Here is a 16,203-nt window from a genome sequence, read left to right as displayed (position 1 = left end):
GCCCGGATTCAAGACAGGTGAACCGAATGGTTTAATTATTTATGAATCAAACCGGCCCGGTTTTCCAGTGATGTGACGTTTGCTCACGCACACGTGCTGTGCTGTCATATTAACGTCAGGCCGGGACGCCCAGTTCCTGCAACAGGTCCGCCATGTCCTCGGGCAGGTCGGCCTCGAACCGCATCGTCTCACCCGTCACCGGATGCACGAACCCCAGCACCGCGGCGTGCAGCGCCTGCCGCGGAAAGGCCTGCGCAGCTGCCAGGGCGCCCGGCGACAACGCCTTTTCGTTCAGCTTGCGCCGCCCGCCATAGACCGGATCCCCCACCAGCCCGTGGCCCGCATGGGCCATGTGAACCCGGATCTGGTGCGTGCGCCCGGTCTCCAGCCAGCACTCTATCAGCGCGACCTGCGGCGGCGCCCCGAACGGCGTGATAACGCGCGCCCGCGTCACCGCGTGCCGCCCGGCCCCGAACAGCACCGCCTGCCTTTGCCGGTCGGTCTTGTGCCGCGCCAGCTGCGTCGTCAGCTTCAGGATGTTGCCCGCCTCGAAACTGGCCCCACGCACGCCGCGCAACCGCGGATCGGCGGCATCCGGCACACCGTGCACGACGGCCAGGTACTTGCGCTCCACGCTATGCGCCTCGAACTGTGCGGCCAGCCCGTGATGTGCCCGATCCGACTTCGCCACCACCAGCAGCCCGCTGGTCTCCTTGTCGATCCGGTGCACGATCCCGGGCCGCTTCTCGCCGCCCACGCCGGACAGGCTGCCGCCAAAATGATGCAACAGCGCATTGACCAGCGTGCCATCCGGGCTGCCCGGCGCGGGATGCACCACCATGCCCGCAGGCTTGTTCACGACAATCAGGTCATCATCCTCGAACACCACATCCAGCGCGATCTCCTGCGCCACCACGTCCACCTCGGCGGCCACAGGCACGGTGATTTCGATGATGTCCCCCTCGACCACCTTCGCCTTGGGGTCGGCGACAACCGCCCCGCCCACGCGCACCGCGCCCTCCGCGATCAGCCGCGCCAGCCGCGTCCGCGACAGCGACGCTTCCTCTGGCACATCGCGCGCGAGCGCCTTATCAAGGCGCGGCGGCGGATCGGCCCCGATCCGCACGGTAACACTGGACTCCAGGGGGGCTGCGCCCATGAACGACTCTCCTCAGCCGCCGTCGATCGACCCCGGGATGGTGCGCTACCTGCGCACCCTCGTGACCGTCCTGACGGGCGTGATGATTCTCGGGTTTCTAGTCATCGTCGCGCTCTTTGTCACCAAGTTCTCCGGTGCCACCCGCGTTGCCCTGCCCGACACGATCACCCTGCCCGACGGCACCACGCCCACCGCCTTCACCCGCGCCAATGGCTGGTACGCCGTGGTAACCGACGCCGACACGATCCTCATTTTCGACGAAACGACCGGCGAACTGCGCCAGACCATCGACGTCACCACCGACTAGCCGCGTGATCGTCAGACCGCGGGCTGGCGAGTTGAAGGGCCTTCAACGCACTTTATCCCTGCCACATCCGCAAGACCTTCGATCGAAGCGCGAACGTTAACCAATCGCCAGCCCGGGGGGCGGTCTGGCGGTCGCGCGGCGGCCTTCGGCCTTGATTCCGCGCGGAACAAGAAAACGGCGTTTCAATGAAGGGAGGATGGTACCACCTCCCCGGCTCGAACGGGGGACCTCCTGATCCACAATCAGGCGCTCTAACCAACTGAGCTAAGGCGGCACGCGGCACGGATTTAACTTTCCCGGCCCGCGATTGCAAGCCTCTTTGACACTTCCCCGCCCATTCCAACCCGCTTGCCTTCACGCGGCCAAGGCGGTAGGCCATTCCAATTATCCAGGAGGTCGCCATGGGCATCAACGACGAACGCGACATCGAGGCGAATCTGCAGATCGGTCCCACCGACCAGGGCATGGTGCGCCTGTTCATCATGGCAGGCACCACCGAGATTCCCATGGATTTCGAGCCCGACGAGGCCCGCGAGATCGCCGAGGAGATCCTCGCCGCCGCCAAGGCCGCCGAGGCGAAACGCTAGCCGCCCGCCCCTAAATTTCCGCAAATTTTGGAATAGAAAATACGCATTTTCTATCCCGTTTTCTGCGCAGAAAACGCCGCCCTACAGCCCCGGATCGCGCGCGCCCTGCAACCGCAGCGCCGCCTGCCGCGCAAACCGACGTGTCAGCGCCGTGCGCCGCGCGCCCGGCAGCTTGTGTTCCGGCGCCATGCGGATGATCTGCGCGTCATAGGCATCCGCGATGATCAACCCCGTGCCGTCCGGCAACAGGTCCGTCGGGAACGCCTCGTCCACCGCCCAGAAATACCGGTCGCACCATTCCAGGTAGCCATCCCACTTGAAATCCGAGGTGAAATCCGCCCGGCTCGACTTGCATTCCACAACCCAGATCTCGCCCTTCGGACCCAGCGCCATCACGTCCACGCGCTTGCCCCGTTCCGGCGAGAATTCTTCGACCGTGGCAAAATCATAGCCCAGCAAATGCCGGCAGACACCCCGCGCCAAAAGCTGGCCGGGCTGTAACGTGGGGATATCCGTGGCGACGTCCTGCATGGAGTCAATTTATGAACAATACGTGAACATTGGCAACCCCCTGCACAGGAAATGCACATCACACAGCCTTGTCTTGCGCTATTTATTAACCATTTCATACTGATGTCCCGGGGTCTGGCACGGTCGCGCCCCTTCTTTTCGCCCTAGAAAGGTCCGCCATGCCCGATCCCGTAACAGACTCCGCCCGCACCCGCGGCGCCCGCTATGCGCGCGACCTCGAAGGCCATATCGACTGGCTGGAGACGTTCTCGGGCACCGCCCTCGGCGTGCTGGCCGTGGCGTCGGGCATCTACACCTATCTCGGTGTGTCGTCCCTGCTGGACGACACCGGCGCGATGTCCACCTTCGCCGCGCTGGCCTATTCCGTCGCCGTCTCGGTGGGCATCTTCGTCTTCTGGTCCTACCTTCTGCGCCTCTTTCCCGCCGTCACCACCGCCCGCGCCCGCGTCGGCCTGCTGGGCGCTATGGGCCTTGGCTCGGTCGCCATCATCGCCATGTCCAGCTGGCTCAACGCCGCGGCGCTGGCCGGGTCCGCGGCGGTCGAACAGCACCTGGCTGAGACCGTGCAGGACTACCAGCAAAGCCTCGAACGCGCGCACGAGATCGCCCTCTCCGGACAGGCGCTTGGCCGCGACGTCGCCCGCGTGCGCCAATCCTTCGAGGATCTCAGCGAGCAGGAGGCCACCGGCAATCTCTCGGGCCTCGCCGGCCGCGGCGCGGTCTTCCGCGTGCTGCGCCAGAAGTCCGCCGAACTGGCCGCCCTCGAACAGCAGATCGCCGAACAGACCCCGCTCGTCGACACCGCCTTCGCCGAAGGCAACACCATCCTCAGCCGGATGCGCTCCCTCACCGTCGAACCCGGCCCGGTCGAGGCCCGCTCGGTCGAATTTTCCGAGGCCGCCGTGCGCCTGCAGGGCCTCATCACCCAGATGCGCCAGCTAACCGTCGCGCCCCTCGTGGAGCGCGCCGCGCAGGACCTTTCGGCCTCCGTTGTGCTGCCCGAACTCGACAGCCGCACCGAAGCCGGCCGCGGCGACCAGGCCGCCACCATCACCTCGGTGCTCGAGGTCTTGGGCCAGCGCGCCGCCACGCTGGAACGCGCCGCACAGGAGGTCGCCGCGCTGGAACCCGCACCAGAGGTCACCTACACGCCCATCTCGTCGGCCGACGCGGTCATTCTCTATGCCCGCAACTTCGTGCCCTCCTGGGCGGGCGCCATCGCCATCGACCTGCTTCCCGCCGTCCTCGTGCTGATCCTGTCGATCACCCACGGCATGATCCGTTCGATGCGCGACGGCACCGATATCGAGGACACCATGACCGTCGCCGAACTGCGCGCCGCCATCGCCGTGGCGCATGAGATCGAGGACACGCCCGCACCGCGCAAACCCGGCGAGGATGACACGCGCGAGGACCGCAACAAGGTCAAGCGCATCACCGGAACCACGCCATGAGCGACGACGACACCGGGAACGGCCCGACCGAAAAGCCGAAATCCAGACACGGCCCGCCGGTGGCCCGCATCCTCACCGGCGCGCTGATCTTTCAGATCGGCATCGGCGCGCTGCTGGTGTTGGGCGATGTCAGCGCCTCAGGCTTTCGCCTGCCGGGCATGGCCCCCGACGCCCCCCGGCTAACCGAACCCGTGCGCCCCGGTGACCAGCGCCGCCTCTTTCGCCCCGACCGCGACCGCCCCGCCACGCGCCCTGCCCGCGACCCGGGCGAGTTGCCCGAGCGCCTGGTTCTGACGCAGGAAGACGGCACCACCTACCGGCTCGAAGGCGGCATTGCCGAGGGCGACGCCGCCCGCATCATCAAGCGGCTTGACGAAAGCAAACCCGCCCCCGAGACCCTCATTCTGCAATCCCCCGGCGGCACCGTGACCGAGGCACTGGCCCTGGGCCGCCATTTCCGCGACACCGGCCTCACGACGCGAATGCTGTCGGGCGAATACTGCTTCTCCGCCTGCCCCTACATGCTGGTGGGCGGCGCCACGCGCGAGATCGACGACGCCGCCCAGGTCGGCGTCCACCAGCACTATTTCGGCGAAAGCACGATCCTCCCCGCCTCCTTCGCGGTCGAGGACATCCAGGCGGGCCAGGGCGAGGTCATGAGCTATCTCGACGAGATGGGCATCGACCCGATGGTCATGACCCATGCGCTGGCCACGCCCCCCGACGAGATCTACGTACTCCTGCCCGAGCAATTGCGGGACTACGGATTTATTTCGGATGCCGCGGAATAGCCCCTTGCCGCACCGCCTCCGACGCCTTACCTCAATGGAGTGACGGGTGCTGCCCTTCTCGTGAACGGTTGCATTCCGGTGGCCTTAAGCAATTCCGAGGGAGCTGGCTCTGTCCGGGCCCTGGTCCGGTTACCCGGCGCCCACCTGTATATACAGGTCCTCGGGAATGAGAGAACCAAACGGTTGCGTGCGGGCCCGTCACACCTATCCGCGCATCGCGCCGCGCCGTGGCTTGAAATCATCCCTTACTCCCGGACCGCCCAACGCCAGAGATCCCCGGGTCAAGCCCGAGGATGACGTCGGACGAATGCGTAGGGTGGGTGAAAACCCACGCGTAACCACGCCGAATAACTGGCGGAAACTCCAATCGGAAAAAGCCTACCGCTTGCTCCAGAACGGACGCTCGCCCTGATCCACCCGCACCGGGATCGTCGCATGGTCCCGCCGCATCACGTGCTGACGCAATCCGCCACCGGGGCCATCGTCGTCGTCATCGTCCTTCATCCGCATCACCGCGATGCCGAACTGCACGCCCGCAAAAACGATCCCGTTCGACACCCACAGCAGCAGAACCGCCAGCCAGCCCTTGTCGGAATGGCTGACCAGGTGCCACAGGTTGGCGATATCGAACCACAAGAGCATCCCCACGAAAACCGCCGCAAGGCCAAAGCCGATGGCGACGTTCACGATATACATGCGGATGAGCTTGGGCATTGGACGACTCCTTTGCGCGTTGCACACAAGTGTAGCACAACATGCCCGCTCCTCAAGGAAAAGCACCCGCGCCACCGGCTGATCGGTGCCGTTCCGCCGCGACATGTCGTTCGACGGACACCTCCGAACCCGTCAACCGGGGGCCTTAACCCGACATCCCCTCTGGCCTTCCGCAAACCCCTGCGCTATCTGGCGGGCCTGTAACCCCAGAGGCGCCAGATGTCCGAAACCCAAGCCTTCGAAAAACCCGGGCCCGTCGAGGCCGAGCTGCGCTCCGCGATCTCCTCCACCGAAGAGATCATCGCCGAGGCGCGCGCCGGCCGCATCTTCATTCTCGTCGACCACGAGGACCGCGAGAACGAGGGCGACCTGGTGATCCCCGCCGAATTCGCCACGCCCGAGGTGATCAACTTCATGGCCACCCACGGCAAGGGCCTCATCTGCCTGCCCATGACGTCGGAACGCATCGACCGCCTCGGCCTGCCGATGATGGCCGTCAACAACTCGTCGCGGCACGAGACCGCCTTCACCGTCAGCATCGAGGCCCGCGAGGGTGTCAGCACCGGCATCTCCGCCGCAGACCGCGCGCTGACCATCGCGACCGCGATCAACGAACAGAACACACAGGCCCATATCGCCACGCCGGGCCACGTCTTTCCCCTGCGCGCCCGCAACGGCGGCGTGCTGGTGCGTGCCGGCCACACCGAGGCCGCCGTGGACATCTCGCGCCTCGCCGGCCTCAACCCCTCGGGCGTGATCTGCGAGATCATGAAGGACGACGGCACCATGGCCCGCCTGCCCGACCTCGTGGAATTCGCGCAGGCCCACGGCATGAAAATCGGCACCATCTCCGACCTCATCGCCTATCGCCACAAGCACGACAACCTCGTGCGCGAGGTCCGGCGCGAGACCGTCACCTCGTCCCATGGCGGCGAGTGGGAGATGCGCATCTTCGCCGACCAGATCACCGATACCGAACACGTGGTGCTGTCCAAGGGCGACATCACCGACGGCAAGCCCGTCCTGGCCCGCACCCACGCGCTCAACGCGCTCGAGGATGTGCTCGGCATCGGCCTTGACGCCAAATCCGAAGGCCCCACCGGCAAGCTGCCCCGCGCCATGAACATCATCGCCCGCGAAGGCCGCGGCGCGGTCTTCCTGTTCCGCCAGCCGCGCCCTTCGCTCGCCTCGGAAATGGAAGAGGACGACACGCCCCGCACGATCAAGCAGACGGGCCTCGGCGCCCAGATCATGTCCACCATGGGCGTGCACGAACTGATCCTCGTCACCGACAGCCCCAAGACCCGCTATCTCGGGCTCGATGCCTACGGGATCTCCATCGTCGGCACCCACCCGCTCAGCGAAGGATAACGCCATGGCCGGAACCGAATACACCCTGCCCCGCGCCACGTTCGACAAGCCGGTGAAGCTGCTGATCGTCGTGGCCCCCTTCTACCGCGACATCGCCGACATGATGATCGAGGGCGCAAAGGCCGAGATCGAAGCCTCCGGCGCCACCTGCGATCTCATCGAGGTGCCCGGCGCGCTGGAAATCCCCACCTCCATCGGCATCGCCGAGCGCCTGTCGAATTTCGACGGCTACGTCGCTCTGGGCTGCGTCATCCGCGGTGCCACCACGCATTACGAGACCGTCTGCAACGATTCCAGCCGCGGTATCACGCTTCTGGGCCTGCAGGGCCTGTGCATCGGCAACGGCATCCTGACGGTTGAAAACCGCGATCAGGCCGTCGAACGCGCCGACCCCAAGCAGATGAACAAGGGCGCCGGCGCCGCCGCCGCCGCCCTGCACCTTATCGCCCTCACCCGCAAATGGGGCACCCGCAAGGGCGTCGGCTTCATGCCCGACGCCGAAGAATACAGGCTTGCAGGCACGCCCAAGGACACCCCCACCGCATGACCGAACTCTCCGGCAACCAGAAACGCAAGATGCGCTCCGCCGCGCGGCTCTACGCCGTGCAGGCGCTCTTTCAGATGGAACATTCCAGCCAGTCCTACGAGACCATCATCCGCGAATTCCTCGATTTCCGCTTCGGGCAGGAAGTCGAAGAGGGCATCGACATGGCCGACGGCGATATCGACCTCTTCCGCAAGCTGGTCGAACAGGCCGTCAACTGGCAGTCGAAGATCGACCAGATGACCGACCGTGCGCTGGTGGCCAAGTGGCCCATCGCCCGCATCGACCCCACCTTGCGGGCCGTGTTTCGCGCCGCCGGGGCCGAGTTCCTCGAAGGCGAAGCGCCGGTCAAGGTCGTGATCAGCGAATTCGTCGATGTCGCCAAGAGCTTCTATCCCGAGGGCAAGGAAGGCAGCTTCGTCAATGCCGTCCTCGACCACATGGCGCGCGAAGCGAAACCCGAGGCGTTCTGAAAGACGGGGGTCCGGTTGGCCGGACCCTAGATCGTTTCGCCTTTCACCAGAGGCATCAGCCAAAGGCGAAACGCATACAACTCTTTTGTGCTGCGCGGTCTTTCGCGGGCAAGCCGCGATCCGGGTTTTTCGGGGTGGCTTCAGTGCCCGCCGCCCCCGGCCAGCCCCACGCCCGAGATGATCGACCCCCAGACCTTCAGCCGCAGCCCCGCGGCCTTCACCACTCCGGTCGCGGCCACCAGGTGCCCGCCCATACCCGGCAGGTCGGTGCGGTAGGTTTGAACGATGCAACCCGCCCCATCCAGGACGATCTCCTGGTGCTCGGGATGTACCAGCTCCATGTAGACCAGAACCGACCCGCGCTGCCGCACGCTATTGGGATCCAGCAGCTTCGCTCCCGGCGTCACCTGCCCGGTCGCGATGGCCGGCTGGATCGCCACGACCCGCGCCGGCAGGACCGCGTTGCGGAACGACAGGTTGGCATTGGCGTCACAGGCGATCTCGGCCGGCATCCCCTCGTGCAGGTTGGCCATCGCCACCTGCGAGAACCCGGCCACGATCCGCACCGGCGTGTCCGCGCTCCGTTCCGGGATGATCACCATCGCCGGACTCAGGATCAGGGTCGAGGCCGGGCTGCCCTCGCTCATCGCCAGCTGCGTGACCGTACCGGCGGCAAAGCTGCGCACCACGGTGCGCTCCAGCGCCACCTTGGCGCTTTCCAGCTTGGTCTCCGCCGCGCGCCGCTGCGCCGGGATGCCCTCTTCCAGGTCCGAGGTCGCCGCATCCACCTGCGCCTGCGCCGCGGCCAGCCCGGCCTGCGCCGCGTCCAGCGCGGCCTGTGCGGTCCTCACGTCGTCCGCGCGGCCTACGTTGCGGTCCACCAACGTCTGCGCGTTCTCCAGGTCGACCGTCAGCTTGGTCAGGTTGGCCTCGATCTCCTTGACCTGCGATTCCGCCACCCTCAGGGCATCCTGCGCCTTGGTTTCCGCCGCCGCGATCTGATCGAACTGCGCCTCGGCCTCGGCCACGGCGGCCTTCTGCGACGCGTCCTCGATCCGGAACAGCACATCGCCCGCCGCGACCCGCTGCCCGTTCACCACGTTCACCTCCGTCACCGGCCCGCTGGTCTGGGCCACGACCGAAACGGTGCGGAACGGCACCAGCCCGGAATAGCTCTTGGGATGGAAGTAGAAGATCACCAGGAACAGCGCAAAGGCCATGACGGCCCACATCACCACCGCCGTCTTCATGTTCCACACGCTCAGCGCCTCGCCCCGCCGCTTCAGCTGGAAATACCGGATGATCACCGGAAACGACGTCAGAAGAAGCTCAATCATGCGCCGTCCCCCCGGACTGCGCCGGCCTCTGCGCGTGTGCCGATTCGTGCGCTGTCTCGCCCGTGCCCTCGGGCACCACCTCGACATGCCCCAGGTTGAACCGCGACCAATCCGCCATCAGCGCGATCAGGATGGCGCTCAGCGGCAGCAGGATGTTGAAATGGTCCAGCGGAAAGATCTCGTACAGCAGCGCGATGGTCAGCATCGTCGGAATGGTCTTCGCCAGCGGCGTGCCTTGCGACCGATGCTCGGCCCACCTGTCAAACGCGGCATAAAGCACGACGATCCCGTAGATTGCCAGGCACAGCAGGACCACCACGAACCATGCCAGGTAATCGGTGTCCCCAGGCCCCACGAACCACGACGGGTCCGCGTGCGCCGACTCTGAATTTGCAGCCATTTCAATGTCCCCGGTGCGAATTCTGAATATACAGGTACTGGAAAGAAAGACGGGTACGAGAACCAATTCCTCGCACTAAGGCGAGTATGCGCAAGCTGTAAAGCACAAAAGAGGATCGGCCCCGACGCGTCAGGCGTCGGTGTCGTCTTCGCCCTGCTCGGCCGACCACGCGCCCGCCGCCTCGACCACGAAGGCCGACGAGGCCGGCAGCACGCCCAGGTAGCTCTCGGTCTCGTCCACCGGCGTCGCGGCCCGTTTCGTCATCCGGTAGGCGGCATAGGCCGCAATCGCGGCGAACGCCGCCGCCAGCACCAGCCAGAACGCGGACGGCCCCGACACGTCCATCACCCAGCCCGCCGCCAGCGGGCCCAGGATGGCCCCGATCCCGAAGGTCAGCACCAGCCCGCCCGACGCCGCCGCCATGTCCTCGACCGGCAAATAGTCGTTGGTATAGGCCAGCAGCAGCGAATAAAGCGGCGTCGTCACGCCGCCCGTCAGGAACGCCGCCGCCATCAGCGGCCAGAACGTCCCGCCCATGGCCCAACCCAGCAGGCAGAACGCAGCCCCCAGCGCCGCCGCACCGAAGATGACCCTGCGCCGGTCGATCCGGTCCGACAGCCACCCGATGGGATATTGCAGCACCAGTGCGCCCCCGAACAGCATCGCGATGAACAGCGCGATCTCACCTTTGCCCATCCCGATCTGCGCGCCATAGACCGCGCCCATGCCCGATTGCGTGGCGTAAAGACTGCCCAGCAGGAAGATCCCCACCGTGCCCAGCGGCGAGCCGGTGAACAGCTCCCGCAACGGCATCGCGCGGATCACCTCCGCCGCCGGCACCGGCGTCACCGACAGAAGGATCGGCGCGAACGACACCGACACCAGGATCGACGCCCCAATGAACAGCGACGCGCCTGCCGTTTCGCCCAGGTTCAACAGCCCCTGCGCCCCGATGATACCCAACGTCTGCGCGATCATGTAAGCCGACAGAACCTTGCCCCGCGTCTCGTTCGTCGCCGCGTTGTTCAGCCAGCTTTCCGCGGTCACGTAAATGCCCGACATGGCAAACCCGATCAGGATGCGCAGCAATGTCCAGGCCCAGGGCTCGGCCAGCAGCGGAAAGGCGATCAGCCCCGCCGACATGAAGCTGCCCAGGGCGGCAAAGACCCGCACGTGCCCGACCCGCCGGATCAGCCGCGGCGCATAGCGCGCGCCCAGCAGAAAGCCCACGAAATAGCCCGATGTCACCACCGCCAGCTCGGCCGAGGAAAACCCCTCGATATCCCCGCGCAGACCGATCAGCGTGAAATGCATCCCGTTGCCCAGCATGATCAGCACGATCCCGATCAGCAGCGCCCAGATCCCCGCAAAAGCCTGAAACATGCGATGTCCTTTCGATTCGGCGGCCTCTCGCCCCTGCCGTCACTCCTGCCAGCGTCCCCCCACCGCCGTCGTCCCACCGACGCCGCTCCTATGTCCGGGCGCGACACCGTAGGGTGGGTGAAGCCCACCTGTGGTGGGTGACAACCCACCTTTGGTGGGTGAAAACCGACGCGCCCCTAATCCAGCTTCTCGCGCAACCGCTTGATCATCCACCACACCGCCGCCACCACCGGCAGCGCCACGATCGCCGTCAGCATCTCCTTCGACAGCCCCGTCGGCTCGGTCAGCGGGTAGAGAAGATACCCCGCCAGCGACACCGCGTAGTAACTGATCGCCACCACCGACAGCCCTTCGACCGTGCGTTGCAGCCGCAGCTGCAAGTCCGCACGCCGGTTCATGCTCTCCAGCAGGTCCTGGTTCTGGGCGCTGCGCTCCACATCCACCCGCGTCCGCAAGAGCTCGCCCGCCCGCATCGCCCGGTCCGACATCGCGTCCAGCCGTTCTTTCGTCGACAGGACGGTGCGCATCGCCGGATCGTAGCGCCGCATCATGAACTCGCCGAAGGTCTGCCGCCCGTTGAACCGCTCCTCGCGCAGCACCGTGATCCGCTGCTTGACGATCTGCTCATAGGCCGACGTCGCGCCGAAGCGATAGGACGACCGCGCCACCATCCCCTCCAGCTTGGCCGAGATTTCCAGCAGGTCGTCCAGCGTGTCCTCCGCGGCCACCGACCCGCCCGGCATGTTGCTGATCAGATGCGTCAGCCGCTCTTCCAGCGCGCCCATGTCGGGCCGCATCTCGCCCACCTTGGCAAAGCCCAGCATCGACATGGTCTTGTAGGTCTCGATCTCGAACAGGCGCTGCACCACGCGCCCCATTCGCCGCGTGCCGATATCGGCCGAGGCATTGACCATGAACCGCAGATGCCCCGCCGGGTCGATACGGAAATCGCCCGCGATGATGGCGCTGTCGTCAAGCACCCGCGCCACGGCCACGCTGTCGGCCACGAACCAGTCGTGGATGTTCTGGCGGACCTCCTCCTCGTCCTTGCGCGTCTCGATCCGCACCATGGCCGAGGTCATCCGGTGCCCCGGCGCCTCGCTCAGCCAGTCGCCCGGAAAGACCTCGAACTCCGCCGGATCGAAAGGCCGGTCGCTGACCCCGTCACGAAACGCGGTATAGGTGACGAACTCGGTATGCCGCTCCCACTTCAGATGGTGCTTGCCGATATCGCCTGAATAATGCGAGGCACCCGGCTTGGGATGCGCCGCGCCATAGCGGTCCAGCAACGCGGTCAGATGCGCCAGGTCATCGCCCCGGTCCCGCGCCGCCGCCCCCTCGACCCGCTTGATCGCCAGGAACACGCCCGTCGCCGGCGCGCACAGGTTCGGAAAAGGCCGCGCGTGCAGCTCGTTCGACAGCTCGTATCGCAGCGGATGATCTTCAATGGGCGGCATGGCTCTCGCGTTCTGGCGTTTCCCGGCACACTAGCGACATGGCCCGGCGATGAAAATAGATTGAAGCGCACTTTCAATAACTTAGCGGAATGCAACTGTATACTGGCGCAAATTTAGCCGGTTTCGGCCCTGAACGCACGTTCTCCATCCGCCGCTTGGTAGGGTGGGTGAAAACCCACGCGCCCGCCACAAGGAAAAAGGGCGCCGGACCCACGCCCGACGCCCCTTTCCAATCCTGCCCGACGGACGCTCAGGCGGCTTTCTTCAGCGCCTTCTTGGCCTTCTTCAGCTTGGCCTCCTGCTTGGCGACCTTCTTCTTGCGGTCCGCCACTTCCTGTTTCAGCGATTTGATCTTGGCTTTCTTCGCCATCGTATTTTCCTTTCAGATATGTCCTGCGCCTCCTGCCGCATCCACGACGAGCGCATATTAAACTTATATGCATTGTATATACGTATTGCAACCCCAACCGACACCCGTGCACTCGTCCCAAACCTGATCCGGGACCTCCGCCTCGGCCCCAACGAAAAAGGCCCGCCAACCGGCGGGCCCTTTCCAATTCCATAAGACCGGGCCTTACCCAATCTTCGACAACAGCGCCGTCACGCTGTCCTTGGCGTCGCCATAGAACATCCGCGTATTGTCCTTGAAGAACAGCGGGTTCTCGATGCCGGAATACCCCGTGCCCTGCCCGCGCTTCGAGACGAACACGTTCTTGGCCTTCCAGACCTCCAGCACCGGCATCCCGGCGATGGGGCTGTTGGGATCGTCCTGTGCGGCCGGGTTCACGATGTCGTTCGAGCCGATCACGATCACCACGTCGGTATCGGGGAAATCGTCGTTGATCTCCTCCATTTCCAGCACGATGTCATACGGCACCTTGGCCTCGGCCAGAAGCACGTTCATGTGCCCCGGCAGACGCCCCGCGACAGGGTGGATGGCGAACCGCACGGACTTGCCCTGCGCCCGCAGCTTGTTGGTCAGCTCGCTGACCGCCTGCTGCGCCTGCGCCACCGCCATGCCGTAACCCGGCACGATGATCACGCTGTCGGCCTCGTTCAGCGCATTGGCCACGCCGTCGGCGTCGATCGGCACCTGTTCGCCCTCGACTTCCGCCGCCGGACCGCTGGAGCCGCCGAAGCCGCCCAGGATCACGCTGACAAAGGATCGGTTCATCGCCTTGCACATGATGTAGCTCAGGATCGCACCGGACGAGCCCACCAGCGCGCCCACCACGATCAAGAGGTCATTGCCAAGGCTGAAGCCGATGGCCGCCGCCGCCCAGCCGGAATAGCTGTTCAGCATCGAGACCACCACGGGCATGTCCGCGCCGCCGATCCCCATGATCAGGTGATACCCGATAAAGAGCGCCAGCAGCGTCAGAACGACCAGCGTCCAGCTGCCCGACCCGCTCAGGTACATGATCGCCAGCACCAGCGACAGCGCCGCCGCCGCGGCGTTCAGGATATGCCCGCCCGGCAGCTTCTTGGCGGCTGAATCGACCTTGCCCGCCAGCTTGCCATAGGCAATCACCGACCCGGTGAAGGTCACCGCACCGATCCAGATGCCCAGCACCAGCTCGACCTTCAGGATCGACACTTCCACCGCCGTCTTCTTGGCCAGGATGCCCGCGAACCCGCTGAACTGCTTGGCAAAGGCCGCGCCTTCCGCCGTCACCTCTTCGGGCCGCGGATAGGGGAAACCGGCCTCGGCGAACTCGGCCGCGATGCGCCCCAGCTCGATATCGGCGTTGAAGCCGACGAAGACCGCCGCCAGACCCACGAGGCTGTGCATGATCGCCACCAGCTCGGGCATCTGCGTCATCTGCACCTTGGTGGCCAGCTGATAGCCCACCACAGCACCACCCGCGATCATGATCAGCGACACCAGCCACAGCCCCGCACCGGGGCCGATCAGCGTCGCCAGAACGGCGATACCCATGCCGACGATGCCATACCAGACCGCACGCTTGGCACTTTCCTGCCCCGACAGACCGCCCAGGCTGAGGATGAAGAGAACTGCCGCGACCGCATAGGCCGCAATGGTAAATCCGAAATCCATTGTCCCTTACCCCCTTACGATTTCTGGAACATGGCGAGCATGCGCCGTGTCACCAGGAAGCCGCCGAAAATGTTGATCGCCGCCATGAAGATGCCGATCCCGGCCAGCAGCGTGATGAGGTAGGAGGTCGAGCCGATCTGCGTCAAAGCCCCCAGGATGATGATCGACGATATCGCGTTGGTCACCGCCATCAGCGGCGTGTGCAGGCTGTGCGCCACGCCCCAGATCACCTGGAACCCGATAAAGACCGACAGCACGAAGACGATGAAATGCTGCATGAAGCTCGCCGGCGCCACAGTGCCGACCAGCAGCACCAGGAACGCGCCGATGCCCAGCAGGCCCACCTGGTTCATGGTCTGCTTCTTGAAGGCCGCCTTTTCCTGCGCCTTCTTCTCTTCCGGCGTCAGTTCCTTGGGCTTTTCCTTCTTCGGGGCCGCGGCGATGGCCGACACCTTGGGCGGTGGCGGCGGATAGGTGATCTCGCCCTTGTGGGTGACCGTCGCGCCCCGGATTACGTCATCTTCCATGTTGTGATCGACCTTGCCGTCCTTCTCGGGCGTAAGGTCGGTCATCATGTGACGGATATTGGTGGCATAAAGCGTCGAGGATTGTGTCGCCATCCGGCTGGGAAAGTCGGTATAGCCCACGATGGTCACCTTGTTGTCGGTGACGATCTTCTTGTCCTTCTCGGTCAACTCGCAGTTACCGCCGCGCTCGGCGGCCAGGTCCACGATCACCGACCCCGGCTTCATCATCTCGACCATGTCCTTGGTCCACAGCACCGGCGCGGGCCGGTTCGGGATCAGGGCCGTGGTGATGACGATGTCGATGTCCGGCGCCAACTCGCGGAACTTCTCGAGCTGCTTTTCCTGGAACTCGGGGCTCGAAGGCGCGGCATAGCCGCCGGTCGACGACCCGTCCTTCTGCTCTTCCTCGAAATCGAGGAACACGAACTCGGCCCCCATCGATTCGATCTGCTCGGCCACTTCAGGCCGCACGTCGAAGGCGTATGTGATCGCGCCCAGGCTGGTCGAGGTGCCGATCGCGGCAAGCCCCGCAACGCCGGCGCCAACCACCAGCACCTTGGCCGGCGGCACCTTGCCCGCGGCCGTGACCTGCCCGGTGAAGAAGCGCCCGAAATTGCTGCCCGCCTCGATCACCGCGCGATAGCCGGCGATATTGGCCATGGACGACAACGCGTCCATCTTCTGCGCGCGGCTGATCCGCGGCACCGATTCCATCGCGATGACGGTCGCGCCCTTGTCGGCGGCGATCTTCATCTGCTCTTCGTTGCCACCGGGATTGAAGAAGGAAATAAGGGTCTGGCCCTTGGTCAAGCGCTTGACCTCGGTGTCGGTGGGCACGCGCACCTTGACGACGATGTCGCTGGCCTTCCACAGCGCCGCGGCCGACTTGATGATCTCGACACCGGCCTCCTTGTAATCGGCATCCGAAAAACCGGCGGCCTCGCCCGCTCCGGCCTCGATGGCACAATCATGGCCCAGCTTCTGAAGTTGCAGCGCCGAGTCCGGCGTCATCGCCACCCGCGCTTCGCCTTCCATCACCTCTTTTGGTGTTCCGATCTTCAACTTTCACTCCCCCCGTTTTCTTACGGTCACTTGTGGCGGCCCATCGG

General features: G+C 65.3%; 16 protein-coding genes and 1 tRNA gene. 7 read left to right on the top strand and 10 right to left on the bottom strand.

All coding sequences use genetic code 11. The features are described from left to right. Positions 1-115: 115 nt before the first annotated feature. On the bottom strand, positions 116-1,159 hold the full coding sequence (locus ACQY4V_RS03720; protein WP_428515567.1) for an RluA family pseudouridine synthase: 1,044 nt from the start codon (positions 1,157-1,159) through the stop codon (positions 116-118). On the opposite strand from ACQY4V_RS03720, the gene ACQY4V_RS03715 reads away from it, so the two are divergent. Continuing rightward, the gene (locus ACQY4V_RS03715) at positions 1,158-1,466 is read left to right on the top strand and encodes a DUF6476 family protein (RefSeq protein WP_428515566.1); all 309 of its coding nucleotides are present in this window, start codon (positions 1,158-1,160) and stop codon (positions 1,464-1,466) included. The two genes, ACQY4V_RS03720 and ACQY4V_RS03715, sit on opposite strands and share 2 nt — an antisense overlap. A gap of 197 nt (positions 1,467-1,663) precedes the next feature. On the opposite strand, the gene ACQY4V_RS03710 is transcribed toward ACQY4V_RS03715, so the two are convergent. Continuing rightward, positions 1,664-1,740, bottom strand: a tRNA-His gene (locus ACQY4V_RS03710). 127 nt (positions 1,741-1,867) lie between these two features. On the opposite strand from ACQY4V_RS03710, the gene ACQY4V_RS03705 reads away from it, so the two are divergent. Further along, positions 1,868-2,053 (top strand): DUF6324 family protein, encoded by a 186-nt coding sequence (locus ACQY4V_RS03705; RefSeq protein WP_428515565.1) that lies wholly within the window; start codon positions 1,868-1,870, stop codon positions 2,051-2,053. 81 nt (positions 2,054-2,134) lie between these two features. On the opposite strand, the gene ACQY4V_RS03700 is transcribed toward ACQY4V_RS03705, so the two are convergent. Beyond that, positions 2,135-2,584, bottom strand: a complete 450-nt coding sequence (locus tag ACQY4V_RS03700; RefSeq protein ID WP_428515564.1) for an MmcB family DNA repair protein — start codon at positions 2,582-2,584, stop codon at positions 2,135-2,137. A 158-nt stretch (positions 2,585-2,742) separates the two neighbouring features. Here ACQY4V_RS03700 and ACQY4V_RS03695 point away from each other — a divergent pair, with 158 nt between their 5' ends. Then, positions 2,743-4,038 carry a hypothetical protein gene (locus ACQY4V_RS03695; protein ID WP_428515563.1) on the top strand — a complete coding sequence of 432 codons (1,296 nt, stop codon included), beginning with the start codon at positions 2,743-2,745 and terminating at the stop codon, positions 4,036-4,038. After that, a complete protein-coding gene (locus ACQY4V_RS03690) occupies positions 4,035-4,829 on the top strand; it encodes a hypothetical protein (RefSeq protein WP_428515562.1) in 795 nt (264 codons plus the stop codon). Before ACQY4V_RS03695 ends, ACQY4V_RS03690 begins: the two co-directional genes overlap by 4 nt. 378 nt (positions 4,830-5,207) lie before the next feature. Here ACQY4V_RS03690 and ACQY4V_RS03685 read toward each other — a convergent pair whose 3' ends face one another. Further along, positions 5,208-5,543: a hypothetical protein gene (locus tag ACQY4V_RS03685; RefSeq protein WP_428515561.1), complete on the bottom strand. Its 336-nt coding sequence runs from the start codon at positions 5,541-5,543 to the stop codon at positions 5,208-5,210. A gap of 219 nt (positions 5,544-5,762) precedes the next feature. Between ACQY4V_RS03685 and ribB the strand changes: the two genes are divergently transcribed. The 3 genes from ribB to nusB are packed head-to-tail and all read left to right on the top strand — an operon-like array spanning position 5,763 to position 7,931. Continuing rightward, a complete protein-coding gene (ribB, locus tag ACQY4V_RS03680) occupies positions 5,763-6,914 on the top strand; it encodes a 3,4-dihydroxy-2-butanone-4-phosphate synthase (protein WP_428515560.1) in 1,152 nt (383 codons plus the stop codon). Between the two features lie 4 nt (positions 6,915-6,918). Further along, on the top strand, positions 6,919-7,461 hold the full coding sequence (locus tag ACQY4V_RS03675) for a 6,7-dimethyl-8-ribityllumazine synthase (protein ID WP_428515559.1): 543 nt from the start codon (positions 6,919-6,921) through the stop codon (positions 7,459-7,461). After that, positions 7,458-7,931, top strand: a complete 474-nt coding sequence (nusB, locus tag ACQY4V_RS03670; protein WP_152491800.1) for a transcription antitermination factor NusB — start codon at positions 7,458-7,460, stop codon at positions 7,929-7,931. The genes ACQY4V_RS03675 and nusB overlap by 4 nt, the downstream gene beginning before the upstream one ends. A 140-nt stretch (positions 7,932-8,071) precedes the next feature. Here nusB and ACQY4V_RS03665 read toward each other — a convergent pair whose 3' ends face one another. The 6 genes from ACQY4V_RS03665 to ACQY4V_RS03640 all read right to left on the bottom strand — a co-directional run bounded on the left by ACQY4V_RS03665 (position 8,072) and on the right by ACQY4V_RS03640 (position 16,156). Then, a complete protein-coding gene (locus ACQY4V_RS03665) occupies positions 8,072-9,268 on the bottom strand; it encodes an HlyD family secretion protein (protein WP_428515558.1) in 1,197 nt (398 codons plus the stop codon). Next, positions 9,261-9,668 (bottom strand): hypothetical protein, encoded by a 408-nt coding sequence (locus ACQY4V_RS03660; protein WP_428515557.1) that lies wholly within the window; start codon positions 9,666-9,668, stop codon positions 9,261-9,263. Before ACQY4V_RS03660 ends, ACQY4V_RS03665 begins: the two co-directional genes overlap by 8 nt. 129 nt (positions 9,669-9,797) lie before the next feature. Continuing rightward, positions 9,798-11,051 (bottom strand): MFS transporter, encoded by a 1,254-nt coding sequence (locus ACQY4V_RS03655; RefSeq protein WP_428515556.1) that lies wholly within the window; start codon positions 11,049-11,051, stop codon positions 9,798-9,800. A 176-nt stretch (positions 11,052-11,227) separates the two neighbouring features. After that, positions 11,228-12,508, bottom strand: coding sequence for a DUF3422 family protein (locus ACQY4V_RS03650; protein ID WP_428515555.1), 1,281 nt, complete (start codon positions 12,506-12,508; stop codon positions 11,228-11,230). Positions 12,509-13,082: 574 nt separating this feature from the next. Beyond that, the gene (locus tag ACQY4V_RS03645) at positions 13,083-14,567 is read right to left on the bottom strand and encodes an NAD(P)(+) transhydrogenase (Re/Si-specific) subunit beta (RefSeq protein ID WP_428515554.1); all 1,485 of its coding nucleotides are present in this window, start codon (positions 14,565-14,567) and stop codon (positions 13,083-13,085) included. A 14-nt stretch (positions 14,568-14,581) separates the two neighbouring features. Beyond that, entirely contained in the window at positions 14,582-16,156 is a 1,575-nt protein-coding gene (locus ACQY4V_RS03640) for a Re/Si-specific NAD(P)(+) transhydrogenase subunit alpha (RefSeq protein WP_428515553.1), read from the bottom strand. Positions 16,157-16,203: the final 47 nt, after the last annotated feature.

This window comes from Roseovarius sp. (assembly GCF_965277045.1).
Taxonomy (GTDB): domain Bacteria; phylum Pseudomonadota; class Alphaproteobacteria; order Rhodobacterales; family Rhodobacteraceae; genus Roseovarius.
Note: the sequence above shows the minus strand (reverse complement) of the source record. Positions and strands in the feature narration are given on the sequence as shown.

Coding starts and splice junctions, on each gene's coding strand:
- ACQY4V_RS03715 (WP_428515566.1), top strand. CDS start 1,158: ATGAACGACTCTCCTCAGCCGCCGTCGATCGACCCCGGGATGGTGCGC.
- ACQY4V_RS03720 (WP_428515567.1), bottom strand. CDS start 1,159: ATGGGCGCAGCCCCCCTGGAGTCCAGTGTTACCGTGCGGATCGGGGCC.
- ACQY4V_RS03705 (WP_428515565.1), top strand. CDS start 1,868: ATGGGCATCAACGACGAACGCGACATCGAGGCGAATCTGCAGATCGGT.
- ACQY4V_RS03700 (WP_428515564.1), bottom strand. CDS start 2,584: ATGCAGGACGTCGCCACGGATATCCCCACGTTACAGCCCGGCCAGCTT.
- ACQY4V_RS03695 (WP_428515563.1), top strand. CDS start 2,743: ATGCCCGATCCCGTAACAGACTCCGCCCGCACCCGCGGCGCCCGCTAT.
- ACQY4V_RS03690 (WP_428515562.1), top strand. CDS start 4,035: ATGAGCGACGACGACACCGGGAACGGCCCGACCGAAAAGCCGAAATCC.
- ACQY4V_RS03685 (WP_428515561.1), bottom strand. CDS start 5,543: ATGCCCAAGCTCATCCGCATGTATATCGTGAACGTCGCCATCGGCTTT.
- ribB (WP_428515560.1), top strand. CDS start 5,763: ATGTCCGAAACCCAAGCCTTCGAAAAACCCGGGCCCGTCGAGGCCGAG.
- ACQY4V_RS03675 (WP_428515559.1), top strand. CDS start 6,919: ATGGCCGGAACCGAATACACCCTGCCCCGCGCCACGTTCGACAAGCCG.
- nusB (WP_152491800.1), top strand. CDS start 7,458: ATGACCGAACTCTCCGGCAACCAGAAACGCAAGATGCGCTCCGCCGCG.
- ACQY4V_RS03665 (WP_428515558.1), bottom strand. CDS start 9,268: ATGATTGAGCTTCTTCTGACGTCGTTTCCGGTGATCATCCGGTATTTC.
- ACQY4V_RS03660 (WP_428515557.1), bottom strand. CDS start 9,668: ATGGCTGCAAATTCAGAGTCGGCGCACGCGGACCCGTCGTGGTTCGTG.
- ACQY4V_RS03655 (WP_428515556.1), bottom strand. CDS start 11,051: ATGTTTCAGGCTTTTGCGGGGATCTGGGCGCTGCTGATCGGGATCGTG.
- ACQY4V_RS03650 (WP_428515555.1), bottom strand. CDS start 12,508: ATGCCGCCCATTGAAGATCATCCGCTGCGATACGAGCTGTCGAACGAG.
- ACQY4V_RS03645 (WP_428515554.1), bottom strand. CDS start 14,567: ATGGATTTCGGATTTACCATTGCGGCCTATGCGGTCGCGGCAGTTCTC.